Origin of the sequence: uncultured Brachyspira sp., assembly GCF_944390845.1 — a bacterium.
GTDB classification, from domain to species: Bacteria; Spirochaetota; Brachyspiria; order Brachyspirales; family Brachyspiraceae; genus Brachyspira; species Brachyspira pulli.
Genome location: NZ_CALXRM010000028.1, coordinates 12,334 through 37,925, shown reverse-complemented (window position 1 = coordinate 37,925; position 25,592 = coordinate 12,334). Strand labels below are relative to the sequence as shown.

The 25,592-nt window shown below is 29.0% G+C and carries 20 protein-coding genes and 1 riboswitch; of the genes, 11 read left to right on the top strand and 9 right to left on the bottom strand.

All coding sequences use genetic code 11. The features are described from left to right. Positions 1-169: 169 nt before the first annotated feature. Entirely contained in the window at positions 170-1,132 is a 963-nt protein-coding gene (locus tag Q0K52_RS07400; protein WP_297298046.1) for a Gfo/Idh/MocA family oxidoreductase, read from the bottom strand. 187 nt (positions 1,133-1,319) lie between these two features. On the opposite strand from Q0K52_RS07400, the gene Q0K52_RS07395 reads away from it, so the two are divergent. Then, positions 1,320-2,981: a formate--tetrahydrofolate ligase gene (locus Q0K52_RS07395; protein ID WP_297298043.1), complete on the top strand. Its 1,662-nt coding sequence runs from the start codon at positions 1,320-1,322 to the stop codon at positions 2,979-2,981. Between the two features lie 367 nt (positions 2,982-3,348). On the opposite strand, the gene Q0K52_RS07390 is transcribed toward Q0K52_RS07395, so the two are convergent. From Q0K52_RS07390 to Q0K52_RS07360, 7 genes are all read right to left on the bottom strand, one after another. Continuing rightward, the gene (locus tag Q0K52_RS07390) at positions 3,349-6,231 is read right to left on the bottom strand and encodes a tetratricopeptide repeat protein (RefSeq protein WP_297298041.1); all 2,883 of its coding nucleotides are present in this window, start codon (positions 6,229-6,231) and stop codon (positions 3,349-3,351) included. A 45-nt stretch (positions 6,232-6,276) separates the two neighbouring features. After that, positions 6,277-6,699 carry a hypothetical protein gene (locus tag Q0K52_RS07385; protein WP_297298039.1) on the bottom strand — a complete coding sequence of 141 codons (423 nt, stop codon included), beginning with the start codon at positions 6,697-6,699 and terminating at the stop codon, positions 6,277-6,279. 141 nt (positions 6,700-6,840) lie between these two features. Next, a complete protein-coding gene (locus tag Q0K52_RS07380) occupies positions 6,841-8,541 on the bottom strand; it encodes a carbon starvation protein A (RefSeq protein ID WP_297298037.1) in 1,701 nt (566 codons plus the stop codon). A 33-nt stretch (positions 8,542-8,574) separates the two neighbouring features. Continuing rightward, on the bottom strand, positions 8,575-9,099 hold the full coding sequence (locus Q0K52_RS07375) for a hypothetical protein (protein WP_297298035.1): 525 nt from the start codon (positions 9,097-9,099) through the stop codon (positions 8,575-8,577). A gap of 367 nt (positions 9,100-9,466) precedes the next feature. Continuing rightward, positions 9,467-12,070, bottom strand: coding sequence for a bifunctional acetaldehyde-CoA/alcohol dehydrogenase (adhE, locus tag Q0K52_RS07370; RefSeq protein WP_297298033.1), 2,604 nt, complete (start codon positions 12,068-12,070; stop codon positions 9,467-9,469). Between the two features lie 384 nt (positions 12,071-12,454). Next, positions 12,455-13,615: a phosphopentomutase gene (locus Q0K52_RS07365; RefSeq protein WP_297298031.1), complete on the bottom strand. Its 1,161-nt coding sequence runs from the start codon at positions 13,613-13,615 to the stop codon at positions 12,455-12,457. 128 nt (positions 13,616-13,743) lie between these two features. Next, a complete protein-coding gene (locus Q0K52_RS07360) occupies positions 13,744-14,502 on the bottom strand; it encodes a glucosamine-6-phosphate deaminase (RefSeq protein ID WP_297298029.1) in 759 nt (252 codons plus the stop codon). A 179-nt stretch (positions 14,503-14,681) separates the two neighbouring features. Between Q0K52_RS07360 and Q0K52_RS07355 the strand changes: the two genes are divergently transcribed. Then, entirely contained in the window at positions 14,682-15,344 is a 663-nt protein-coding gene (locus Q0K52_RS07355; protein WP_297298027.1) for an HAD family phosphatase, read from the top strand. A gap of 89 nt (positions 15,345-15,433) precedes the next feature. On the opposite strand, the gene glyA is transcribed toward Q0K52_RS07355, so the two are convergent. Then, complete coding sequence (gene glyA, locus Q0K52_RS07350; protein ID WP_297298025.1) at positions 15,434-16,843, bottom strand: serine hydroxymethyltransferase; 1,410 nt, start codon at positions 16,841-16,843, stop codon at positions 15,434-15,436. A gap of 226 nt (positions 16,844-17,069) precedes the next feature. Between glyA and Q0K52_RS07345 the strand changes: the two genes are divergently transcribed. The 9 genes from Q0K52_RS07345 to Q0K52_RS07305 all read left to right on the top strand — a co-directional run bounded on the left by Q0K52_RS07345 (position 17,070) and on the right by Q0K52_RS07305 (position 25,590). After that, a complete protein-coding gene (locus Q0K52_RS07345) occupies positions 17,070-17,738 on the top strand; it encodes a hypothetical protein (RefSeq protein ID WP_297298023.1) in 669 nt (222 codons plus the stop codon). 106 nt (positions 17,739-17,844) lie between these two features. Next, the gene (locus tag Q0K52_RS07340) at positions 17,845-19,161 is read left to right on the top strand and encodes a variable surface protein VspJ (protein WP_297298021.1); all 1,317 of its coding nucleotides are present in this window, start codon (positions 17,845-17,847) and stop codon (positions 19,159-19,161) included. Positions 19,162-19,248: 87 nt separating this feature from the next. Then, positions 19,249-19,683, top strand: a complete 435-nt coding sequence (locus Q0K52_RS07335) for a nitrous oxide-stimulated promoter family protein (RefSeq protein ID WP_297298019.1) — start codon at positions 19,249-19,251, stop codon at positions 19,681-19,683. Continuing rightward, the gene (locus tag Q0K52_RS07330; protein ID WP_297298017.1) at positions 19,680-20,111 is read left to right on the top strand and encodes a YbaN family protein; all 432 of its coding nucleotides are present in this window, start codon (positions 19,680-19,682) and stop codon (positions 20,109-20,111) included. Before Q0K52_RS07335 ends, Q0K52_RS07330 begins: the two co-directional genes overlap by 4 nt. A gap of 53 nt (positions 20,112-20,164) precedes the next feature. Next, complete coding sequence (locus Q0K52_RS07325; protein ID WP_297298015.1) at positions 20,165-20,791, top strand: hypothetical protein; 627 nt, start codon at positions 20,165-20,167, stop codon at positions 20,789-20,791. Between the two features lie 102 nt (positions 20,792-20,893). Then, positions 20,894-20,992: riboswitch (purine riboswitch) on the top strand. Between the two features lie 20 nt (positions 20,993-21,012). Beyond that, the gene (locus Q0K52_RS07320) at positions 21,013-22,374 is read left to right on the top strand and encodes an 8-oxoguanine deaminase (protein ID WP_297298013.1); all 1,362 of its coding nucleotides are present in this window, start codon (positions 21,013-21,015) and stop codon (positions 22,372-22,374) included. A gap of 530 nt (positions 22,375-22,904) precedes the next feature. Then, positions 22,905-23,969, top strand: coding sequence for a Glu/Leu/Phe/Val dehydrogenase (locus Q0K52_RS07315; RefSeq protein WP_297298010.1), 1,065 nt, complete (start codon positions 22,905-22,907; stop codon positions 23,967-23,969). A gap of 475 nt (positions 23,970-24,444) precedes the next feature. Beyond that, complete coding sequence (locus tag Q0K52_RS07310) at positions 24,445-25,113, top strand: hypothetical protein (protein WP_297298008.1); 669 nt, start codon at positions 24,445-24,447, stop codon at positions 25,111-25,113. Positions 25,114-25,191: 78 nt separating this feature from the next. Beyond that, positions 25,192-25,590 (top strand): YbaN family protein, encoded by a 399-nt coding sequence (locus Q0K52_RS07305; RefSeq protein ID WP_297298006.1) that lies wholly within the window; start codon positions 25,192-25,194, stop codon positions 25,588-25,590. Positions 25,591-25,592: the final 2 nt, after the last annotated feature.

Genomic DNA, 25,592 nt, shown 5'->3' with positions numbered 1-25,592 from the left:
ACTTTTTGCAACTTTTTGCGGCGGGAAAAAGTTGACTAAAAAAATGACAAAGTTAAAAATTTTTGGTATATACTGAAGCAAATATATTTTATCAAAAATAATATTATATTTAAAAAAATATACAACTCTTTTACTAAAAAGTATCTTAATATAAAAATATATAATTATATTACCAAGTCTTTTTTATTTCTTTCAAAATAGCTTCTGTCAATTTTATAGTATTAACATCATCTTCTATAGAAACGAATCTTTTATCCTTTCCTAATATACAATTAGCAAAATGTTCATCTTCTAATTTCAATGGATTATCCCTGTGAATGAAAACTCTTTCAATAATAGATTCTTGTTTATAATTTATTCCTACAGAAGTTTTTATATTACTTTGGCTTGTAGCTTGTCTATGTATTGTAATATCCTGAGTAGCATAATCTAGTATAAAATATGCTTCTTCTGTACTTATGGCTAAAGTTCTAATTTTTTCCTGAGTCACTCTGCTTGCACTAATTGTAGCTATAGTTTCATCTTCAAATTCTAATAATGCACTTGCTATATCTTCATTATTTGTTCTTATTCTTTTACCGCTTGCAGAAAATCTTACAATAGGCTTTTTCACCAAAGAAGTTACAATATCAAGATCATGAATCATAATATCAAAAACAACTCCAACATCAGTAATACGAGGAGTAAATGGAGCTAATCTTCTAGCTTCTATTAAATAAGGTTTCTCTATTATATGATGAAGTTCTTGAACAGCACCATTGAATCTTTCAACGTGTCCTACTTGAAGTATAACATTTTTTTGTTTTACTAAAGCTTCCAATTCCAAAGCTTGTTCATAAGTTTCTGTCATTGGTTTTTCTACTAATACATGTTTTCCTTTCTCTACAGCTTTTTTAGCTATTTCAAAATGGTATATTGTAGGTGATGCGATTATTACAGCATCTGCATTGTCTATAGCTTCATCTATACTATTAAACTTATTTATATTATATTTTTGAGACAATTCATTTAGATGATCTTCATTAGCATCGTATATACCTGCTAAATTTATTTGATTTATTTGATTTATAACATTCAAATGGAATTGACCCATTCTTCCAACACCTATAAGACTTATATTTACTTTATCCATAAAAAATTTCCTTTTATTCAAAATTTATTAACGTACTAATATAGGCTATAAAAAATCTAAGCCCTCTTTACAAATTATAATAATAATTTTACAAAATTCAATAAGATTTTTTGATTTTAAATACTATCAAATAATTAAAAAGTATTGTATATTCTCTATATAAATTTATCATAATTATGGAGGGTATATGAAAACAGACATAGAAATAGCACAAGAATGCAAATTAGAAAGAATAGATAATATTGCTAAAATGCTTAATCTAACAGATGATGATTATGAAGTATACGGTAAATATAAAGCAAAAATAGAATTATCTGTTTTAAAAAAATTAAAAGATAAACCTAATGGAAAATTAGTATTAGTAACAGCAATAACACCAACACCTGCAGGAGAAGGAAAATCAACAGTTACTATAGGACTTACTCAAGGTTTAAATAAAATAGGTAAGAATGCTGTTGCTGCTTTGAGAGAACCTTCACTTGGACCGGTATTCGGAATCAAAGGCGGAGCTTGCGGAGGAGGATATGCTCAAATAGTTCCAATGGAAGATATTAACTTGCATTTCAATGGAGATTTTCATGCTATAGGAAGTGCACATAATTTAATATCTGCTTGTATAGATAATCATATCAAACAAGGCAATGAATTAAAGATTGATACTAATAAAATAATATTCAAAAGAGTTGTTGATATGAATGACAGAGCATTGAGAGATATTGTCATAGGACTCGGAGGAAGTGAAAATGGAGTTACAAGACAATCATCTTTCCAAATAACTGTTGCTTCAGAAATAATGGCTATACTTTGTTTATCTAATTCTTTAATGGATTTAAAAGAGAGAATAGGAAATATAGTATTTGCTTATGATGTTAATGATAATCCTTTAAAAGTAAAAGATTTAAAAGTTGAAGGAGCTGCATGTGCATTGCTTAAAGATGCAATAAAACCAAATCTAGTTCAAACACTTGAGAATACTCCTGCTATAGTACATGGAGGCCCTTTTGCCAATATAGCTCATGGATGTAACTCAATACTTGCTACAAAATTAGCTTTGAAACTTTCTGACTATACTATTACTGAAGCTGGTTTTGCTGCTGATTTAGGTGCTGAAAAATTCCTTGATATTAAATGCCGTGTTGCTGAATTAAAACCTAATTGTATAGTATTGGTAGCTACTATAAGAGCATTGAAACATCATGGCGGAGCTTTGGAACTTAATAAAGAAGATTTAAATGCTTTGAATAAAGGTTTTGATAATTTAGATAAGCATATTGAAAACATGAAAAAATATAATGTTCCTGTTGTTGTTGCTATTAATAAATTTGTTTCTGATACTGATAAAGAAGTAGAATTAATAAAAAAACATTGCGAAGATATGGGCGTTGATATTTCATTATGTGAGGTTTGGGAGCATGGCGGAGAAGGTGGAAAAGATTTAGCTGAAAAAGTTGTAAAAGCAGCTTCTCAAGAATCTAATTATAAACCTTTATATGATTTAGAAAAAAGTATAAAAGAAAAAATAGAATGTATATGTAAAGAAATATACGGAGCAGGAGAAATAAAATTCTCTAATAAAGCTAATAAAATGATGAAAAAAATAGAAAGTATCGGATACGGTAATCTTCCTATATGTATGTCAAAAACACAAAAATCAATATCCGATAACCCTACCCTATTGAATGCTCCTAAAGGATACACTTTAAATATTGATGAAGTTAAACTAGCTTCAGGTGCAGGATTTATAATTGCTATGGCTGGCGGTATAATAGATATGCCTGGCCTTCCAAAAGTACCAGCTGCATGCAATATAGATATAGATGAAAATGGTAAGATAAGCGGATTATTTTAATATATACTGAAAATTTTTAACTTTGTCATTTTTTTAGTCAACTTTTTCCCGCCGCAAAAAGTTGCAAAAAGTGCAAGGATGGAATTAGTACTAAATCATACTAAAATTGTATTACATGTAAGATATATTGTTAATTTTGCACAATAATGAGTAATCAGCCGCATACTTTGCAGTACTTCCTTCGGTCGCGTATAGTGGACATTTGATAAGATGAAATAGTACCGTGCGGGAAGGTGCCCGCGAAGCGTACCGAGCTTGTTGAGGTAGAGCTCGCGGTTGACAAAATATAGTTGTTTAGGTATATAATAAAAAGAGCTATGAATAAAATATCATAGATCTTTTTTTATTTTTAATTTAATAATAATTTTTAATTTGCAGTAGTAGTTGTAGTACTGCCTGCTGAAGCTGTATCATCGGTAGTTGTAGTAGTACCATCTGTTGCTGTCGCATCATCAGTAGTAGTTGTACCATCTGTTGCAGTAGTATCATCAGTAGTAGTTGTACCATCTGTTGCAGCTGCATCATCGGTAGTTGTCGTTCCGTCTGTAGCAGTAGTATCATCAGTAGTTGTAGTAGTACCATCTGCTGCTGTTTCATCAGTAGCAGTACCATCTGTTACTGTTGTATCAGCAGGTTCCTCTGTAACAGGAGGAGGCGGAACTTTAAGATTATCAATATCTTCTGCTTTGATATTTAAATCCATTCTTCTAATTACTGTTTTTGCAACTTCTATTTCAACTGCTTCTCCTAATGCATCAAGCAATGTTATTTCAGGATCCTCATTCTTATATTGCTTCATTTCAAGTACATAACCTTCAGCATCTCTAGCAACAGTAGTTTTATTTCTTCCGTCATTTTCTATATCAATAGTAACTCCATCAGCTCTAACTTCATTAACAGTGCTTCTTCCGTCCACATAAGTTTTTGAAGTTGAAGTACTTCCGTCAGCTTCTGTTGCTGTAGTTTCTGTATTGCCTGCTACATCTCTTATAACTACTATACTAGAACCATTAGGTTTTACTGTAGTTGTTATGCTGCTTGAATCTGCAGATACTATTTCTGTTACAGTACTTGAATCTTTATTCAAAGTAGTAGTTTCTCTTGAACCGTCCTGTCTTATTATTCTCTTTATAGTAGTTCCGTCAGGCATTTTTATTTCGCTTATAGTATCATTAGCAACAGTATCAGTTATAACAGTTCCGTCAACCTTTTTAGTTACAACTGTGAAAGAACCATCTTCATTATATGTTTTAGTAATAATGCTTCCGTCATCAGCTTTAACATTGTATGAGAATGTTCCTGCACCTGCTCCAGATGAATTTCTTTCTTCCACTCTGCCGTCAGGATAAACTATTTTTAAATTACTTATTCCATTTGTATCAACAGTTGTAGTTCCTATACTTCCGTCTATATAATTAGCAACCACAACATAACTTCCGTCTGGATTTTCAGTTTTTACTATAACTGCCCCATCAACACGTTTTGTTTCTGTTTTTATATTTCCTAAATTATCCTCAGTTCTTTTTACTTCTGTTCCGTCTAAACTTCTAGTATAGAAGAATGCTCCGTTATCATCTTTATAATTTGTAGTTATAGAACCATCGGATCTTTCTACTACAAATGCTTTATTACTGTCTAATGTTTTTCTGTTTATGAAAGAACCGTCAGGATATAAAGTATATTCAAAAGTATCTCCTGAAGCTGTTTTTGTATTGATAGATTTTGAATTATCTATCATATATGTTTCAACTCTTGTATCCCCATTTTCAAATACTGTTTCTATTTCTCTTTTTCCATAAGGATATATAGTATCTGAAACTTCATAATTATTTGAATACATTTTAGTTTTTTCTATCTTTCCATTTTCATAAACTATTCTAACACCATTAGGATATATAGTTTCTCTTTCATAATCAAAATTAGGGAATATATTTTCTGTTGTTATGCTTCCGTCATTATTAGTATTTACCCTATAATTATTTGTGAAAGGCATAAATCTTATAGAAGTATCATTGCTTCTTATCAAAGCTATAACTCTTTCTAACGATTCTTTTTGATAATAGTCGCCTCCGACATTTGTCAAAAATATTTCATAAGATATAGCAGCATTAGTTATTTCACCAAGTGCTAAGAAAGTATGTCCCATATTTAAATAAGCACTATAATATAATGCCCAAGTATTATATGCATCTACTGAAGCAATATTAGTTTTTATTTCTACCATATTGCCGTTAGTATCCATAACATTAGTCATTATAACTATGTTTGTAACTGTGAAAGGTTTTTCTTCAGTTATTACATAAGTTGATCCTGTAGTTGTAGAATTTGTATTCATAACTACATTATTTGAATCTCCGGCATTTTGATTTGTATCAATACTTGGAGGTAAAGCTGTTTCTGAAGCAGCAGGATCTACAACTTCAAGATTAAAGTTAGTATTAGCCTCAAATATAACTGTTGTATTTGTAAACTCATAATCATTTGTATATGTATTTGTTATAACTACATTTGTAAATAATGGCAATTTTGTAAATGTACTATCCAATGTAGTTTTTATATTTTCATTGGCTTGATTAAGATTATTTATAGCATCAGATATATAATTAGTATCAGATGCATTTGTCATCATAGTATTATTAGTTGATATTATATTTGTTGTTGGTGTAGTTAATGTATTTGTACTTAATAGATTTGTACTTATTGTGTCAGCTGCAAATCCATTTGTAAGTGAAAGATTTGTAATAGATTCATTTGAAGATATTTCATCAACATCAAAAACAAATACTGTATTAGTTACAACATTTTGAGAAACTGTATAATTAGTTAATACTTCATGATTTAATTTAGTTGTATAAGGAGAATGCAAACGCTCTATTGATCTGTTATACCAAAGCAAAGCATCTTCATAATTTTTTAATTGATAGTATGAGTTTGCTATATTATTACAATAAGAATATGAATCATTTATATCAAATGCCAATTTATAATAATCTATTGCATTTTGATACTGTTTATCTTGGAAATAACATGCTCCTATATAATAATAAAGCATGTCATTTGTAGATAATGGTCTTCTTTTCAAATATAAAAGAAAAGCTTCTCTTGCAAAATTATATTTTTTTTGGAAGAAAAGTTTTTCAGCATTATAAAATTCTCTGTCTATATTTCTTTCATCATTCGGTGCTGCATTCTGAGCAAATAATGATGATAATGATATAAAAATACTAAATATTATAATAATTTTTTTCATAATAATATAATCCTTTTTTATTTTGAAGGATAATATTTAAAACTATCAGTTTTTTATATAGTCAAAATAATGATTAAATAGTGAGAAAAGTATATACTCACTATATCCTCTTACTTTTTTATTTTTATCTAAAACATCATTTAAAAATTCAAATGTTTTTTCATTAGGATTTTCTATATAATACAGTCTTTCTTTAGATAAAGATAAACTCTCATTCTTTATCATTTTAATAATAGAAAGTTCTTTTAATTTATCCTTTTTATCTTCTCTGCTAGCCTGATACGAAAATAAGCGTTTAACTAAATTTTCAAACACTATTTTGTTATACATTACAGCACGTCTTACATCTGTATCAACACTGCCGTCATAATTACTAATTTCGCTGTCAAATATAGCTATAGATATAGCAGATCTTATGTCAGCGAATACTGCTTTTTCTTCTTTTAGTTTAAATTTTTTATTAGACATAATACTAGAAAATTTTACCTTTATTTAAAATATAATACAAAATATTATATCGACAAAGTAAAAATTTTAATTAGACTAAAAAAATCCCCTTCCATAAGTTATTTATGAAAGGGGTAAAATTATTTACAGTATATTAAATAATTATTTGTTTTTAATAGGATCATTAGGGTTTGAAGCAGCTTCTTTTTTAGATAATCCGCGAGCCCATTGACCTGTAATGAATAATTCTATAACTGCTAATATTATCATAATAGCAGCTATTGCAGCTAATACATAACCGTCAAAAGTAGCTTTCATAACATTAGTATATACTACTAAGCATAAAGCGGAAAGAGTAACAGCAAACATGAATACTAAAGGAATAATAGTTTCCCAAGAGTTTCTTTTTTGAGTATTTTTTATCCAAGCAGCAACAGCAAGTAATGCTAAACCTGCTAATAATTGGTTAGCACTTCCAAATATAGGCCATATTCTTTCATAGCCGTAAAGAGTAAATCCTAAAGATATGGCAACAGTAATACCTGTAGCAAGATAAGGATTTGTAAATACGGTTTTTACTGTTCTTCCATCTTCAGTATAGTATTCACCCAATTCTTGAACCAAGTATCTTCCTATACGAGTGGCACTGTCTAAAGAAGTTAAAGTAAAAGAAGCGAATGCTAAAGTAACAAAAGTTTGACCTAATCCCATAGGTATTCCAAAAGAATTCATAAATGTTGCAACGCCTAAAGCAAATCTAGCAGCTGGAGTTCCTTCAGTATTTCCTGCAATTGCAGCAACGCTCATTAAAGCAACTATTGCAACTATACCTTCTATAAGCATAGCTCCGTAACCTACAAGTTTAGCATCTTTTTCGCTATTAAGCTGTTTAGCACTAGTTCCAGAACTTACTAAAGAGTGAAAACCTGATATAGCTCCGCAGGCAACGGTAATAAATAGTATAGGAAACAAATAATTGCCAGCACTAGGCAAAAAGCCATTGAAAGCGGACATTTGTACAGAAGGTCTCATAATTATCAAACCAACTACTCCTCCTGCTACCATAGCATATAATAAAAAAGAAGACAAATAGTCTCTAGGCTGCAGAAGTATCCACACAGGCAGAAGAGAAGCACATATTATATATATTACCAATATTATTTGCCAATGAACTTTAGTTAAAGCTAAGAACGGAAATTTATCAGATAAAAAAACTACAGCCGCTAATAGCACAACTCCTATTACAGTTGAAACAGTTACGTTTACGCCTCTTCTATAAACCAAAAAACCGAATAACAATGCCAAAACTATAAAAAGCATACTCGCAGTGCCTGCAGCAGCTTTCTGTTTTTCCGCTAAATCTATAGCGTCAATATTTCCAACTGTCTGAACGTTTACTGCGAAAGTACCTGCTGTAATATCCAAAAATGCAGCAACAACTAAACAAATGGTAATGAAAGCATAAAGAGTGAACATTATCTTACCTTTTTGGCTAACATTACTTCTTATAACTTCTCCGATAGATTTACCTTCATGTCTTAAAGAAGCAAGTAATGAACCGTAATCATGCACACCTCCGAAGAATACGCATCCGAATATAATCCATAAATACACAGGCAGCCAGCCGAACATAGTAGCAATAATAGGACCTGTAATAGGACCGGCTCCAGCTATTGAAGAAAAATGGTGTCCTAATAATACTTTAGCATCTGTAGGAACATAGTCTCTGCCATCAGGTCTAGTATGAGCAGGAGTCTTTCTGCCCGGATCTACACCCCATTTTTTCGCTAGATATGAACCGTAAGTTATATAGGCTATGAAAAATATAATCATACCTAACAATAGAAGAATGAAAGCATTCATTTTTATCTCCTTTTTTATTTGTTTTATAACCTCCTAAAAATCCGAAAGAAGAAGTTTTAACTCTTTCTTACGCATTTTAGGTAAGTATACATTTTTATCTGTCATAGACACTATAGCATATTGTGTTTCTGACCAGCCATGAAATAATAGTTTGTAATTAACTTTATAAAAAAATTTCCTAGCCATTTTCTCCCATTCCTTATCTAATGGGCTTTCTGTTACTATTATTCCTGTTATTACACTTCTTTTATGAAATTTGTTAGGATTTGCTAATATAGGAGTTAATCTAACTAACATATCTTGGAATTTTTCTATATCTTCCTTCTTCAATTCTTTTATGAATCTTAAAAGCATATGTTCAAATACTGAATAACCCTCATAAACTGTTGATTTTGTTATGAATGATTTGAAAAAATCATTTCTGTGGAAAGCATAAAGATCAAAATATTCATCTTCTTTCGTAATTTCATATTCTAAATCAAAATGTCTCATAAGTTTTTCTGAAACATTGAATATGTATTTTTTTACATTTTCATTTTCAATGTGAAGTTTTGCCATATCTTTTTCTCCATGCTATATATTATATAAAGTTTTTATACATTGTCAAGTTTCTATACATATCAATTAGTATTAATTATTATTTAGTACTATATATTGAAAACCTCAAATTTTCATGTATTTTACATATTAAAAATATAAATAATCATATAATAATATTAAATTATCACTTATAAAACAAAAAACTTATTTTTATACTACAAAGTATAATCAATATTGTATACAGTAATTACATATATGTAATTATAAATAGTTTTTCACTAATTACTATTTATAAAATTTTTTTATATTTTTTTATAATAAAAAAGGCTACCATTAAATAAATAATGATAGCCACAAAATTTTTAACTATTTATATGTTTATAAATCAATATACACCATTATAAGCATCTAAATACATCTGTTTGATCTCTTTCATTAAAGGATAAACAGGGTTAGCACCAGTACATTGGTCATTAAATGCTTGTTCAACTATAGTGTCAAGTTTAGCCATAAAGTCTTCTTCTTTAACACCATATTCTCTTATAGACAAAGGTATATCCAATTCTTTTTTAAGATTATTGATAGCATTTATCAAATTAGTAACTTTTTCTGCATTATCTTTACCGCCAAGATTTAATAAATCAGCAACTGCAGCATATCTTTCCTGACCATGAGGATATTTATATTGAGGGAATAAACCTTGTTTTAAAGGTTTTTCATTAGCATTATATTTAACAACCTGACATATAAGTAAAGCATTAGCAAAACCGTGAGGTATATTGAAAGCAGCACCTAATTTGTGAGCCATAGAGTGACAAACACCTAAGAAAGCGTTAGCAAAAGCCATACCAGCAAGAGAAGCAGCATAATGCATATTTTCACGAGCTACTGGGTTGCTTGCACCTTCTTTATATGAAGCAGGTAAATATTTGAATATAAGTTTTATAGCTTTTTCAGCATTACAGTTAGAGAATTCTGTAGCACATATAGAAGCATAAGCCTCAAGAGCATGTGTTAAAGAGTCTATACCGCTTGCAGCACAAAGACTTTTTGGCATACTCATAACTAAATTAGCATCTAATATAGCCATATTAGGAGTTAAAGCATAATCAGTTATTGGGTATTTAATATGTGTAGCATCATCTGTAATAACAGCAAATGGAGTAGTTTCAGAACCTGTACCTGATGTAGTAGGTATAGCAACAAATTCTGCTTTTTTACCTAATTCGCCGGCATCGCATATTCTTTTTCTTATATCCATAAATACCATAGCTATATCTTCAAATTTAACTTGTGGGTTTTCATATAATAACCAAGCTATTTTACCAGCGTCTATTGGAGAACCGCCTCCTAAAGCTATAATTACATCTGGTTCAAAAGATTTAGCAACTTTTAATATATCCATTACAGTTCCAATAGTTGGATCTGGTTTAACATCAGAGAATATAGAATATTGTACTCCTATATCATCTAATACTTTAGTAACATTATCAGTGATACCTAATTTAAATAAAGGTCCGTCTGTAATGATAAGAGCTCTTTTTTTATCAGCATACTCTCTTAAAGCAACATCTAAAGAACCTCTTTTTAAATATATTTTTCTTGGTACTTTATACCATAACATATTTTCTCTCCTTGAAGCTACTGATTTAATATTTAATAGATGTTTAACACCAACGTTTTCACTTGTAGAGTTATTACCCCAGCTTCCGCAACCTAATGTCAAAGACGGCTCTAATCTAAAGTTATAAACATCTCCTATAGCTCCTTGAGAAGATGGCATATTTACAAGTATTCTTCCTGTAGGCATTTTCTCATAGAATTTTGCTATTCTTTCTTTTTGATTGTCTTCATCTGTGTATAATACTGAAGTGTGTCCAAGTCCGCCGAATACTATTAAACTATGAGCTTTATTTAAAGCATCTTCATAGTCTTCAGCTTTGTACATACCAAGTACTGGTGATAATTTTTCATAAGAGAATGCTTCTTCTTTGCTAATAGCACTAGCTTCACCTATAAGAACTTTTGTTTCTTCTGGAACTGTAACACCAGCCATTTGAGCTATAACATAAGCAGGCTGACCTACTATTTTAGCATTTAAAGCTCCATCTATAATCATTACTTTACTAAGTTTAGCTTTTTCTTCTTCATTTAAAAGATAAGCACCTCTGTAAAGGAATTCTTTTTTAACTTCTTCATAAACATCTTTTACAACTACAACAGTTTGTTCACTAGCACATATCATACCATTATCAAATGTTTTACTCATTAAAACTGAGCTAACAGCCATTTTTATATCAGCTGTTTCATCTATAATAGCAGGAGTATTACCAGCACCTACACCTAAAGCAGGTTTACCGCTAGAATAAGCAGCTTTAACCATACCAGGTCCGCCTGTAGCAAGTATTAAATCTATTTGAGGGTGACTCATTAAAGCAGCTGAAAGTTCAACTGTAGGTTCCTGTATACAGCCTATAAGTCCGTCTGGAGCTCCGTTTGCAACAGCAACTTCATTGATGATTTTACATACTTCATAAGTACATTTTTTTGCTCTTGGGTGAGGAGAAAATACTATAGCATTTCTTGTTTTTAAAGTTATTAATGCTTTAAATGCTGCTGTAGATGTTGGGTTTGTAGTAGGTACAACGCCAGCTATTACACCTATAGGCTCAGCAACTTTTTTCATTCCCATTGCTACATCTTCACTAATGATGCCGCAAGTTTTCATATCTTTATATTTATTGTAAATATACTCTGAAGCGAAGTGATTTTTTATAACTTTGTCTTCAACAACGCCCATTCCTGTTTCTTCGCAAGCCATTTTTGCTAAAGGTATTCTTCTGCTATTAATTGCAATGGCACATGCTTTGAATATAGCATCTACTTGCTCTTGTGTAAAAGTAGCATATATTTCTTGTGCTTTTTTTGCTTTTGCTATTAATTCGTCGAGTACAGAATTTCCGCTTTTTACATTAGTCTCTTTGCTCATCTATATCTCCTATTTTTTAATTGTGATAAAATTATCAAATATTGTATCACATACTAACATAAAGTCAATAGCTAAAATAGTATATAACATAAATTAATACAAAAAAATATATTAGTATATAAATAATTATACCATTTCATCATTTATTAGACGTATAGTTGTTAATAATAGATAAAAACATCACATATATAACACTTAATTATGAAAAAATATTATTAATTTACTAAAGCAATAAAAGATTATTTAATAACTGGTAAAAAATTATTAGATATTATGAAGAAAATTTATGACATCAATAATAAAAAATTTAAAAATTGATTAATAAAAATTAGCCGTTTAAAGTATAAAAATACTAAAAACGACTAATTTTATAAATTTTAAGAGTTATAGGAAAGAGCCTTCTAATTTAGTATCACCTAATAGATGTTTTTCTATAGATGCAGCTATTGAAACAAAAGAATCTCTAACACCTATATCAACATTATTTTTTAATTTTTTTCCATAAGCCAATATAGGTATATATTCCCTAGTATGATCGCTTCCTTTGTAAGTTGGATCGCATCCATGATCTGCTGTTATAATAAACAAATCATCATCATTTAAATTTTCAATCATTTCTGGAATATATTTATCAAATTCTTCCAAAGCATTTTTATATCCTTTAGGGTCTCTCCTATGACCATAAAGCATATCAAAATCAACCAAATTGGTAAATATTAATCCTTCATTAACTTCCTTAATAGCTTTAATTGTTTTTTCTATGCCATCAAGATTGTTTTTATTTGTTTTTCTGTTTTCTGTTATTCCGACACCTGCAAATATATCGCTTGTTTTTCCAATACCAATAACTGGTAAATTATGATTTTTCAATCTGTCAAGCATAGTCTCACCGCTTGGAGGTACGGAATAATCATGTCTTCTTTCTGTTCTTTTATAATTACCTTTGGTTCCTATATAAGGCCTTGCTATAACTCTAGCTATAGGAGAATATTCATTACATATTTCAAGAGCTTTTTCACATATTTTATAAAGCTCATCTATCGGTATTAATTCTTCATGTGCCGCTATTTGAAGTACTGAATCAGCTGAAGTATACACTATTAAAGCACCGTCTTTGAATTGTTCATCTGCATAATCATCTATTACTTCTGTTCCGGAATAAGGTTTATTGCATACTACCCTTCTTCCTGAAAATTCTTCTATCTTTTTTATGGTAATTTCTGGAAAACCATTTGGATATGTATTAAAAGGTTTTGTTGAAACAAGTCCGGCTATTTCCCAATGACCTGTTGTTGTATCTTTTGCTTTTGAAGTTTCCATTGCTTTTCCATAATACCCAGCAGCATTACTATTTTTAGAAACCCCTTCTATATCTATTATATTACCAAGTCCTATTTTCTCCATATTAGGAAGACTAACTCCGCCTTCAGCTTTAGCTAAATGAGCAAGAGTATTTACACCTTCATCACCAAAATCAGCTGCATCTGGTAAAGCACCAACACCGCAGCTGTCTACTACTATTAAAACGGCTTTCTTTTTACTCATATTTAAATCCTTTGAAATTGCATTCAATTTAATATAACCATTATAAAATAATAACATAAAAACTATAAGCATAAAAAAAGAGGATAGCATTACACTACCCTCTTAAAAATATAAAAATATTATAAATATTATTTTTTGCATCCTTTAGGTTTTTCATAACCAATTGCATCAGCCAATTCTTGGTCTATAACAACAACAACATCATTATGAAGTTTAAGGAAAGTAACTGGACATTTTGTTGTAACTTTATCATTAGTCAAAAGTTCTTTCATAGCAGCAGCTTTGCCTTTACCAATAGCAGCTATAACTATTTTTTTAGCTTTTAATATTCCGCCCATACCCATACTGAATGCTTCTCTAGGAACATCTTTTTCTGATTCAAAGAATCTTGCATTTGCTTTAATTGTTTTTTCATCAAGTTTAACACATAAAGCATTAGCATGTAAAGCTTCATCAGGCTCATTGAAAGCAATATGACCATTAGGGCCTACACCTAATAATTGTATATCTCTAGGTAATTTATCTATTTTTTTATTGAATTCATCTAATATTTTTTCTTTATCGCCTATACCGCTTGGAACGAAAGTATTTTTTTTATCGATATTAACATGATCAAATAGATTTTTATTCATAAAATATCTATAGCTCTGCTCATTTTTAGGATCAAGTCCTTTATATTCATCTAGGTTTACAGATTTAACTTCTTTAAAATCTATTTCTTTTTTCTCATAAGCTTTAATTAAATGAGGATATACAGCCTCAGCAGTACCTCCTGTAGCAAGTCCTAAAACCGCATCTTTTTTAACTTTAAGTAAATTAATAATTTCTGCTGCTGTTTTTTTACCAACTCCATTAGCGTCTTTAGCAACAATTACTTTTAACCCCATAATTATATTCTCCTTTATTAATTTGGATTATTATATTTTTCATAAATTCGCCTTCTACAAAATTATAACACATATATTATTTATTATCAAATATAACGATTTTTTTATTAATTTTTTCTATTGATTTTGATATAATTAAATATACAATTCTTAATAATAAAATTTGTAAGGAAAAAATAATGAGCAATCATATAAAAGTAAAAGCTGCAATATTTGATTTTGACGGTACCTTAGTTGATAGTGAAAGTTTATACACAAAAGCTTTAATTCATGTTTCTAATGAAATGAATGTTTTAAAAGATGTTGATTTCAAATCTTTTGCCGGTTATCAAACTCAAGATATAGACAATATATTAAAAAAAGAAGGACATAATATACCTGATAATTTTTTCAAAGAAGCTGAAATATATTTTAGAAAAATTATAGAAACTGATTTAGAAACTTTTGAAGGCGTATACGAAATATTAGAGAAATTAAAAAATATTGATATCGTTATAGCATCTAACAGTAATATTGATTATGTAACAAGAATGTCTGACAAAAAAGAAATATCTAAATATATGAAAGGCTATTCCTGCCACAATGAAAAATTAAAAGCAAAACCTGAACCAGATTTATTTTTAAATGCTTTTGAATTATTAAAAAAATTAAATCCTGATATACAAAAAGAAAATGTTATAATATTTGAAGACAGTATAGCTGGTATTTTAGGAGCTAAAAAAACAGGAATAACTACTATAGCTATTACAAACACTTATAATAAAGAAAAACTACTTGAAAATGGTGCTGATATTGTTGTTGATAGAATAGATAAAGCACTTGATTATATAGAAATAATTTGATAATAATTAATTTAAATAAAATATACAAAAATAAAGGGAGGCATAAAAAATATGCTCTCCCTTTTTTATATTAATTTAATATATATTTATTACATATCAGCTATGAATTTATACATTGGGAATTTTTTGCATAAAGCAGCAACTTTTTTAGCAACAGCATTAATAATTTTTTCATCATTGCTATTGCTTAATACTTCATCAATGTATTGAGTTAATTCCATAACATCTTTTTCTTTTAGACCTCTAGTAGTAATAGCTGGAGTACCAAGTCTTATACCGCTAGTAACCATTGGAGATTCTGTATCATAAGGTATGCCGTTTTTATTAGTAGTGATATGAGCTCTATCCAATATAGTCTCAGCAACCTGTCCTGTGATGCCTTTAGAAGCTTTAACATCTACTAATATCAAATGAGTATCTGTTCCGCCGGCAACCAATTCATAACCTTTAGCAAGGAATATATTGGCCATAGCTTCAGCATTCTTTAAAACTTGTTCCTGATACTTAACAAATTTAGGATCCAATGCCTCTTTAAAACATACTGCTTTAGCAGCTATAACATGCATTAAAGGTCCGCCTTGTATGCCAGGGAATATAGTTTTATCTATTTTTTTAGCTAATTCTTCTTCAGTAGATATAATATATCCGCCGCGAGGTCCTCTTAAAGTTTTATGAGTAGTACCAGTAACAAAATGTGCATACTCAACAGGATTAGGGTGAAGTCCTGCAGCTACTAATCCAGAAATATGAGCCATATCAACCATTAACATAGCATCCACTTCATCTGCTATCTCTCTAAATTTTTTGAAATCAATAAATCTAGGATAAGCACTTCCGCCTGCAACTATTAATTTAGGCTTAACTTTTTTAGCTATATCTCTAACTTCATTATAATCTATTTGCATAGTGTCTTTTCTAACACTATAATGCTCAAAATTATATATTTTACCAGAGAAATTTACATTTTTACCATGGGTTAAATGTCCGCCTGCATCCAATGATAAACCTAAACAAGTATCGCCAGGCTGCAACACTGCCATATAAACACCCATATTAGCTTGTGAACCAGAATGAGGCTGCACATTAATAAATGGTGCTTTAAACAATTTCTTTCCTCTTTCTCTAGCTAAATTCTCTACAACATCAACCTCACTGCATCCGCCGTAATATCTTTTAGATGGATAGCCTTCAGCATATTTGTTTGTAAATATAGAACCTTGTGCTTCCATAACAGCACGTGATACTATATTCTCACTAGCTATAAGTTCAAAACCACTAACTTCCCTTTTATACTCGTTTTTCATTGCTGCAAATATTTCTCTATCAGCAGTTTTTAATGGAACTTCAGATACATAATATTTAGGAGCAGCTACTTTCTTTTCCACTGTTTTCACAGCCTTTTTATCAGTTTTTTTTGATGCGGCTTTTTTAACAGCAACTGTTTTCTTAGCAGATTTTGATGAACTTTTATCTGCTGCCTTTTTTTTAGACACAGCCATATTTCCTCCAATGAAATTTTACTTGTATTTAATGATATACTAATATAGTTTTTTTTTCAATTATTATACATATATGAAGTATATTTTTTTAACTTTATAATTCAATAACTTAAAAAATTTATTTTAACAAAAACACCATATAGGTATTGATTTTTTTATTTTAAATGTTAGAATATACTAACAAATTAAAAAACAAACTAAACATTTTCACCTTAAAGGATTATAAATGAAATATATAATCATCTTCTCAATTATAATTACAAATTTTTTATATTCATACAATTCAAAAGAAATAAATAACTTTTATAATAATTACTATTCTTCAAATTATAATATAAAAGATATTGAAAACAATAATTCAAAAACATATAAAAATATATATCATCTAATAAAATCAAAAAATATACAAAACGAAAAAGAAAAATACAATTATCTAAAAGAAGCAATAAATAACAATGAAAATTATATAGAATCTAATGATATTGATTATCTAATAAGCGTATCTGAATTGATGGGCTATATAGTTTATTATTCTGGACTTTCTGAAAAAATTTCATTTGGAACAAAAAGTAAAGAAATATATAGAAAGATTTTAGAAACAGATGACTCAAACTTTTTTGCACTTCTTGGTACTGCTATAGGCTATATGCATGCTCCAGCCATAGGAGGGGGAAGCAATAAAAAAGCTTTTGAATATTTTAATAAAGCGTTAATTAATGCAAAAGAAAAGTATCAAAAATATTTATCTTATATTTGGCTGTCTCAATACTATTTCAAAGTAAAAGATAAAGAAAATTATAATAAATACATTGAAATGAGTAAAAGCATATATTCAGACGGACAATTATTAAAGGAGGCTATAGAGATAAATAACACTAAAAATAAGCCATTATAACTTCAAAAATAAAACAGATTTAATAGTGTGGGTTTCATAATAATATAGTATTAATAAAAAATACAAAGTTGTTAAAAAAATTATAAACAAAAATAAGGATAATAATATGAAACGTTTATATTTCATTTTAGCAGCTTTAATAATAAGCATGTACAATGTATTTGCTTATACTGTTGTAGAAGATTTTAATGACTTTTTAGTTGATGAAAATCAATTAAGAATAAGGCTTGATAGATTAGGAGTATTGGCAGGAACTGAGAATTTAAGATTTATGGTTGGAGTATCAGGTGAAACTGCAGGAGTATTGCTTGATAACTTAGACAGCGGTACTGAAGGAGGAATAAGTACTTTCAGACCTGCTGCTATAGCCGGATTCGGATATAAAACAGACAGTTTTGGTATAGGTTTAGGTTATCAATTCAAATATGTAAGCGGAAGCTGGCAGGCACATACACCTATAATAACAGCAACAGCTTTGAATGATAATTTGAGAATCAATGTCCCTGTTACAATAGGAGTAGGAAGCGGAAATGTTAATGACGGAGATATAGCAGTTTCAACAGATACTAGAATTGAATATTATACTGGAAATAATATTTTCAGCAGAATAAGAGTAAATCTTAAATATGGTATGTATAAATTAAAAGCTAATGAAAGCAGAAGCGGAGATTTAGCCAATGGCGGAAATCTAAGTATGGGTCCTATGAATTTAGGAACAGTTGGAGAAAATGGAAAATATGGTTTTATTAAAGATACAATAGGTCAATCTATAGGTGTAGATGTGAGAGGATATTTCATAGCTGCAACAGATCCTATATTAATAGAACCTCAAATAAGAATTGTTTATCAAGGCTCTATATCAGATTTTGAAGGTACTTCCTATAGAGTAACTCCTCCTGGTATGGATCCAAAAGAAGGAGGAGCAAAATTCGGATTATATAATATAGATGCTTCAAATCCTATAGGTGCTTTTGAATTAGGAAATTCTGGAACAATAGCATCAGCACCATATTATGATTTTACAGCACATAATATAATGTTTACAGGTGAAGGAGCTTCAATAGAAATAGGAGGAACAGAATATTATTTCACAAAGCCTCAATTTATAGGTATATCTGTTCCTGTAGGTTTTACAGCTGAAAGTGAATTTATAACTTTATACTTAGAACCTGCTGTATCATTCTCCATGATAACCGGCGGAATTAATGCTTATGCCAGCAGTTCAAAGCCTGTAAGAATACCTCCAATGTTTTACTCTCTTGGATATTTGGTATATGGAGAATTATATATAACTCCTAAACCTAATTTGGAATGGTATTTTGAAGCTCAAATTGGAGGTGCTACAACCGTTGATGGTATAGGTAATAGTGCCAACAGCAGTTTAGCATTTAATGGAAGTACTGGTATTACTTGGAAATTTTAAAATTAGCTAAATTATTGATATTGGGAAATATATTTATTGGGTGTCTTAAAATACAAGATGCCCAATATAAATTAAAAAGGTAAAAAAATGAATGTAATACAAAATAATATAACAATATTTTGCAATAACAAAGAATATAAAATAAATAAAAAAAGAGAAAAGGAAAAAGAATCTATTTTATGTATGATAGAAATTTACTGCAAACATAATCATAAAGAATATCATAAAAACTATAACAAAACATTTGGAAGCAAAAATATTTGCAGAGAATGCGAAGAAATATATCATTATGCATGTGAAAGAACTGACAGATGCAGATTTATGGAAACTAAAACATTTTGCAGTGCTTGTACTTCTCATTGTTATAAAAAAGATATGAAAGAAAAAATAAAAAAAATAATGTCCTTCTCTGGAAAAAGAATGTTATTTTACCGCCCAATAACAGCATTAAAACATATATTTGTAATGATAAAACATAATTTTAATAAAAATAAAAAATTAGATTTTAAAGGAGCGATATGAGAATATTATTTATAATTTTAGGTTTTATATTTGTAGCAATAGGTGCTGTAGGAATAGCAGTTCCAATACTTCCTACTACCCCATTTCTATTATTAGCTTCCTTCTTTTTTGCAAAAGGATCTAAAAGATTTCATGATTGGTTTATAAGCACAAAATTATACAAAAAACATTTAGAAAGTTTTGTGAAATCAAAGGCTATGACTTTAAAATCAAAATTAAGCATACTTTTACCAGTAAGTGCCATGCTTATAATTACATTCATATTTGTAAATAATCTGCATGCCAGAATAGTTCTTGTAATATTATTCATTGCAAAATATTTATACTTCTTCACACAAATAAAAACTATAAAGAATGAAGAATATATAAACAATGCTGTATTAGAAGAAAATAATGAAATGAACCTAAATAATAAACAAAAATTATAATAATATAAAAAATAATAAATAACGCTCTTTAGTTATATTTTTAGGAGATAATAATGAAAATATTTAAATATATTTTTATAGGGATAATTGTATTTTTATCTTTATTTAGTTTTGCCTATTCTAATGAAAATACTGAAACTAATGAAAATATTAATGAAAAGAAAGGATTTCAATCAGTATTAGATAATAGATTTTTTTCTATAGGTTTATTCAGCAGTGCAGATTCTATAAAGACAACTGTTAATATAGAATTTGGATTTAAAATAATGAAATATAATAATTTTCAAATAAAAAGCTATACAGCAATCACTGGTTCAAAAATATATGATGACAGCCCTAGAATGTATCAATTAGGAATCATGCAAAAATTTACATTCGGAGGCAATGATGAATATACTGGAAAAATAAGCATTGCAAGATACGGTTTTGCTTTTGGAAGTTTTGGAGTATTATCATTTGATGCAGATAAAAGCGGGAAATTTTTATTTTCACCTCCATTTTATTGGGAAATAGGCGGCGGTGCTGGTTTCAATATAAATGTAAGCAAGCATGTATCAATAGTATTGGAATTTGGCGGAGGAATTCATATGGTACATAATGGAAAAGAACTTGGATATCCTGAAAAAATTAATAAGGCAGGATTTGGAAGAATGAGTATAGGCGGAAGATATTATTTCTAATAAAAAGTAAGTTGAAGCCAGCTAGTGAGTAAACTCACTAGCTTATTATAATGTGTAGACGAAAACAATAATAAAATAATTGACATAAAATTAAAATCTCTTATAATTCAAATATCATACACTTATATAAGTTCATAATACGGTTGAACGTTTCTACCAATTACCAAAAAATAATTGACTATAAGTTTTTATATCATCATAAAAAATGGAGGAATAAAAATATGTCAAGTATTTTTATCAAAAACGTTTCTTCTATAATTACATGCGACAACAATGATACAGTTCATAATTCCAGCAATCTATTAATAGAAAATGGAGTTATTACTTACATAGGAAAAGAAGAAAAAAAAGCTGATAAAGTTATTGATGCTTCCGGCTGCTTTATGTATCCAGGACTTATCAATACACATCATCATTTGTATCAAATATTCAGCAGAAATTTGCCTCAAGTACAAAACATGGAATTATTTGAATGGCTTACAACTTTATATGAAATCTGGAAAAATATAAATAATGACGTTGTTTATTATAGTTCTATCACTGCAATGGGTGAATTATTAAAAACCGGCTGTACTACTTGTTTTGATCATCATTATTTATTCCCTCAAAAAAATTCAGAAATGTTGTTGGATTCACAATTTGCAGCTGCTAAAGATTTAGGAATAAGAATGTATGCTTCAAGAGGAAGTATGGATTTAAGTAAAAAAGACGGCGGACTTCCTCCTGATTCTGTTGTTCAGTCATTAGATGATATTTTAAAAGATTGTCAAAGAGTAGTAGAAAAGTATCATGATCCTTCCCGCTACTCTATGAATATGGTTGCATTGGCTCCTTGTGCTCCTTTCAATGTAACTGGTGAATTACTCAAACAATCTGCAGTATTGGCTAGGGATTTAAAAGTAAGACTTCATACTCATTTATGCGAAACTAAAGATGAAGAAGTATTCGTTAAAGAAAAATTCAATATGCGTCCTTTGGAATACATGGAATCTTTAGGCTGGGTTGGTAATGATGTTTGGTATGCTCATGGTATACACTTTAATGAAAAAGAATTAAAATTCCTAGCTGATACTCAAACTGGTGTAGCTCATTGTCCTATATCTAACATGAAATTAAGTTCCGGTATATGCAGAATACCTGAAATGCTTGAATTGAATGTTCCTGTTGGACTTGCTGTTGACGGAAGTGCAAGTAATGACGGATCTAGCCTACTTGAAGAAATGAGAGTTTGTTATTTGCTCCATAGACTCAATTCAAGTAATAAAGCCCCTACTGGATACGATATACTAAAAATAGCAACTAACGGCGGAGCTAGAGTTTTAGGCCGTGATGATATAGGAAGCTTGGAAGTTGGAAAAGCTGCCGACTTATTTATGATAGATATGAGAAAATTAGAAATGGTTGGTGCTAATTTCGATCCTAAATCATTATTCGGTACTATAGGCTGGAAAGGATCTGTTGATTACACTATAGTTAATGGAAAAGTAGTAGTAGAAAAAGGAAAACTAATAACTATAGATGAAGAAAAGATGTACAGACTTGCAAATGATACAGAAAATAAATATTTAGATAAAGCTAAATAATAAAAATTGTGAGCATCTAGCAAATTCGCCGAAGGCGGACAGAGTCATTTGCTAGATTTTATTAGCGAACAATTTTTATTAGCAATAATAATAAATAAATATTTGGATAAAGCTAAATAATAAAAACAAATAAATAAAAAAATAATAATAAATTTCATAAAAATATCCCTTCACGGCTTTAAATATTTTTTAAAGCCGTGCTTTTTATATTAACCAATAATTAAAAAATAATATCAACTATCGCACGGTAAACAAAACTAAATAATATAAAATAAATTGTAACGTGCGTTTAATGAATTCTTAAACAAATAAAATTTGGGTGGGATTTCTATTTTTATATTACTCTTTATAGATAAAAAAATAACATTGATAATTTAAACAACAAGTATTAAAGGGAGGGCTATGTAAAAAAAGCATTTATATATAAAAATTAAAAAAATATAATTATTGTACAAAAACTTGACAATGACAAAAGCCTTAATATACTTGAATGCAGATGGTAATTTTATATAATATCGGAGGTATATATTATGGAAATTTTCAGTTATATGGAAAAATATAATTATGAAGAATTAGTATTTTTCAATGACAGCAAAACAGGTCTTAAAGCTATTACATGTATTCACTCTACAAAATTAGGACCATCTTTAGGCGGAACAAGACTTTGGAATTATAAGTCAGAAAGTGAAGCCATAGAAGATGTTTTAAGACTTGCTAAAGGTATGTCATTAAAATCTGCATGTGCAGGACTTGATTTAGGCGGAGGTAAAACAGTAATAATAGCTGATCCTAAAAAAGTTAAAGGTAATGAAATATTCTGGAGATCTTACGGAAGATTCATTAATTCATTAAACGGAAGATACATCACTGCTGAAGATGTTAATACAAGTACAGAAGAAATGGAATATATAGCTAAAGAAACAAGCTTTGTAGCAGGACTTAGAAGCAAATCAGGTGACCCTTCTCCTATGACTGCTTACGGTGTTTATATGGCTATCAAAGCAAGTGCTTTAAAAGCTTTTGGAAGCGATAATTTATCAGGTAAAAAAATATCAGTTCAGGGCTTAGGTCATGTAGGTTTGGTATTATGCGATTATTTGGCAAAAGATAAAGCAGAATTAATAGTATCAGACATAGATAAAGAAAAAGTAAAAAAAGTTGTAGAATTATACAATGCTAAAGAAGTTGATGTTAATGCTATATATGAACAAGATGTTGATATATTTGCTCCTTGCGGATTAGGTGCTATTATTAATGATGACACTATACCTAAATTAAAATGTAAAGTTGTAGCAGGTTCAGCTAATAATGTTCTTAAAGAATCTCATCATGGAAAAATCTTAAAAGACAAAGGTATTGTATATGCTCCGGATTATGTTGCTAATGCCGGAGGTGTTATTAATGTGGCTATGGAAAACCCTACTTATAATTATGAAGCTGCTAAAAGTGCTACAGAAAAAATATATAACAGAATATTAGAAATATTTGAAATTTCTGATGAACATAATATATCAACAAATGAAGCTGCAGACAAATTGGCTATGCAGAGAATAGATTCTATAAGTGAAATACATTCAAGATATATGAGAAATTAATTTAAAAATTATTTCTTTTTATTTAAGGAAGGGACTTTAAAAATTAAAGCCCCTTCTTTTTTATTATATACTTAATCAACTATATTTTGTCAATTTTTATATTGTTCTTTTGGGAAGCCCACCGCACACCATAGTTAAAAAGTACTCCATACAGTCTCAGGCAGTCCTTTCAGTCGCAAAAGAAGTGGGGTGCTACGAAGTACGCAGAGCTGCACTCTGTGTGCTTAGCAGTGGGCAAAGCCCCAGATATAAAAGCAAAAATGTAAATTTATTTTTGACAAAGTATATTTGTTTAGGTATATACTAAATATACTATAATTTTTCTTTGTATTGACAAAAAATAATTATTGTTTAGAATGTAGGCACTTTAATAAAGTCTGATAAAGTTCAGGCTTTTATTTTGAATACAAAATGAACATTGTTCAGTTTGTATTTATAAAAACTTTAACACAATTTTTATAAACGGAGTATTATCATGAAATACATTATCATTCTGTCAATTATATTAAATGGAATTTTATATTCATATGATTCTAAAGATATTAATAATTTTTATAATAGCTATTATTCTTCAAATTATGATATAAACACCATAAAAAATAATTCTTCACAAACATATAAAAATATATATCATTTAATAGAATCAAAAAAGATTTCAGATAAAAAAGAAAAATATAATTATTTAAAAAATATTATAAATGAAAATGCAGGTTATGAAAAATCAGATTATACAGATTATCTAATAAGCGTATCAGAATTAATGAATTATATTGTTTATTTCACAGGACTTTCAGAAAAAATTTCTTATGGTTCAAAAAGCAAAGAAATATATCAAAAAATATTAAAGAAAGATGAATCAAACTTTTTTGCTCTTATAGGCACAGCAATAGCATATATGCATGCACCAGCTATAGCAGGCGGAAGTAATAAAAAAGCCTTTGAATATTTTAACAAAGCTTTAAACAATGCTAATGAAAAATATCAAAAATATTTATCTTATGTTTGGTTATCTCAATACTATTTTAAAGTAAAAGATAAAGATAACTACAATAAATATATAGAGATGAGCAAAAATATATATCCAAATGGAGAATTATTAAAAGAAGCTATAGAAAGAAATAATACCGAACAAAAAACTTTGTAAAATAATTTTTTATATGTTGACAAAATATATTAATAGTTTATACTGAACATTGTTCACTTTGATATTAGGGTAATTTTTATGAGAATAATATTTTTATGTTTAGCATTTATTTTTATGGCAATAGGTATAGTTGGAGTGGTAATTCCTATATTGCCTACTGCCCCATTTCTTTTGGTAGCAGCTTTTTTCTTTGCTAAAGGCTCAGAGAAATTCCATAACTGGTTTATGTCTACAAAACTATACAAAAAACATTTAGAAAGTTTTGTTCAATCTAAATCTATGACATTAAAATCTAAATTAAGCATACTAATACCTGTAAGCATTATGCTTATAATAGCATTCATATTTGTAAATAATTTGCATGCGAGAATAGCATTAGTAGTGCTTCTTATAGCTAAATACTTATATTTCTTTATATGTATAAAAACAATAAAAGAATATGATAATATAAAAACAAATATAGAATTAGATGAATAGAT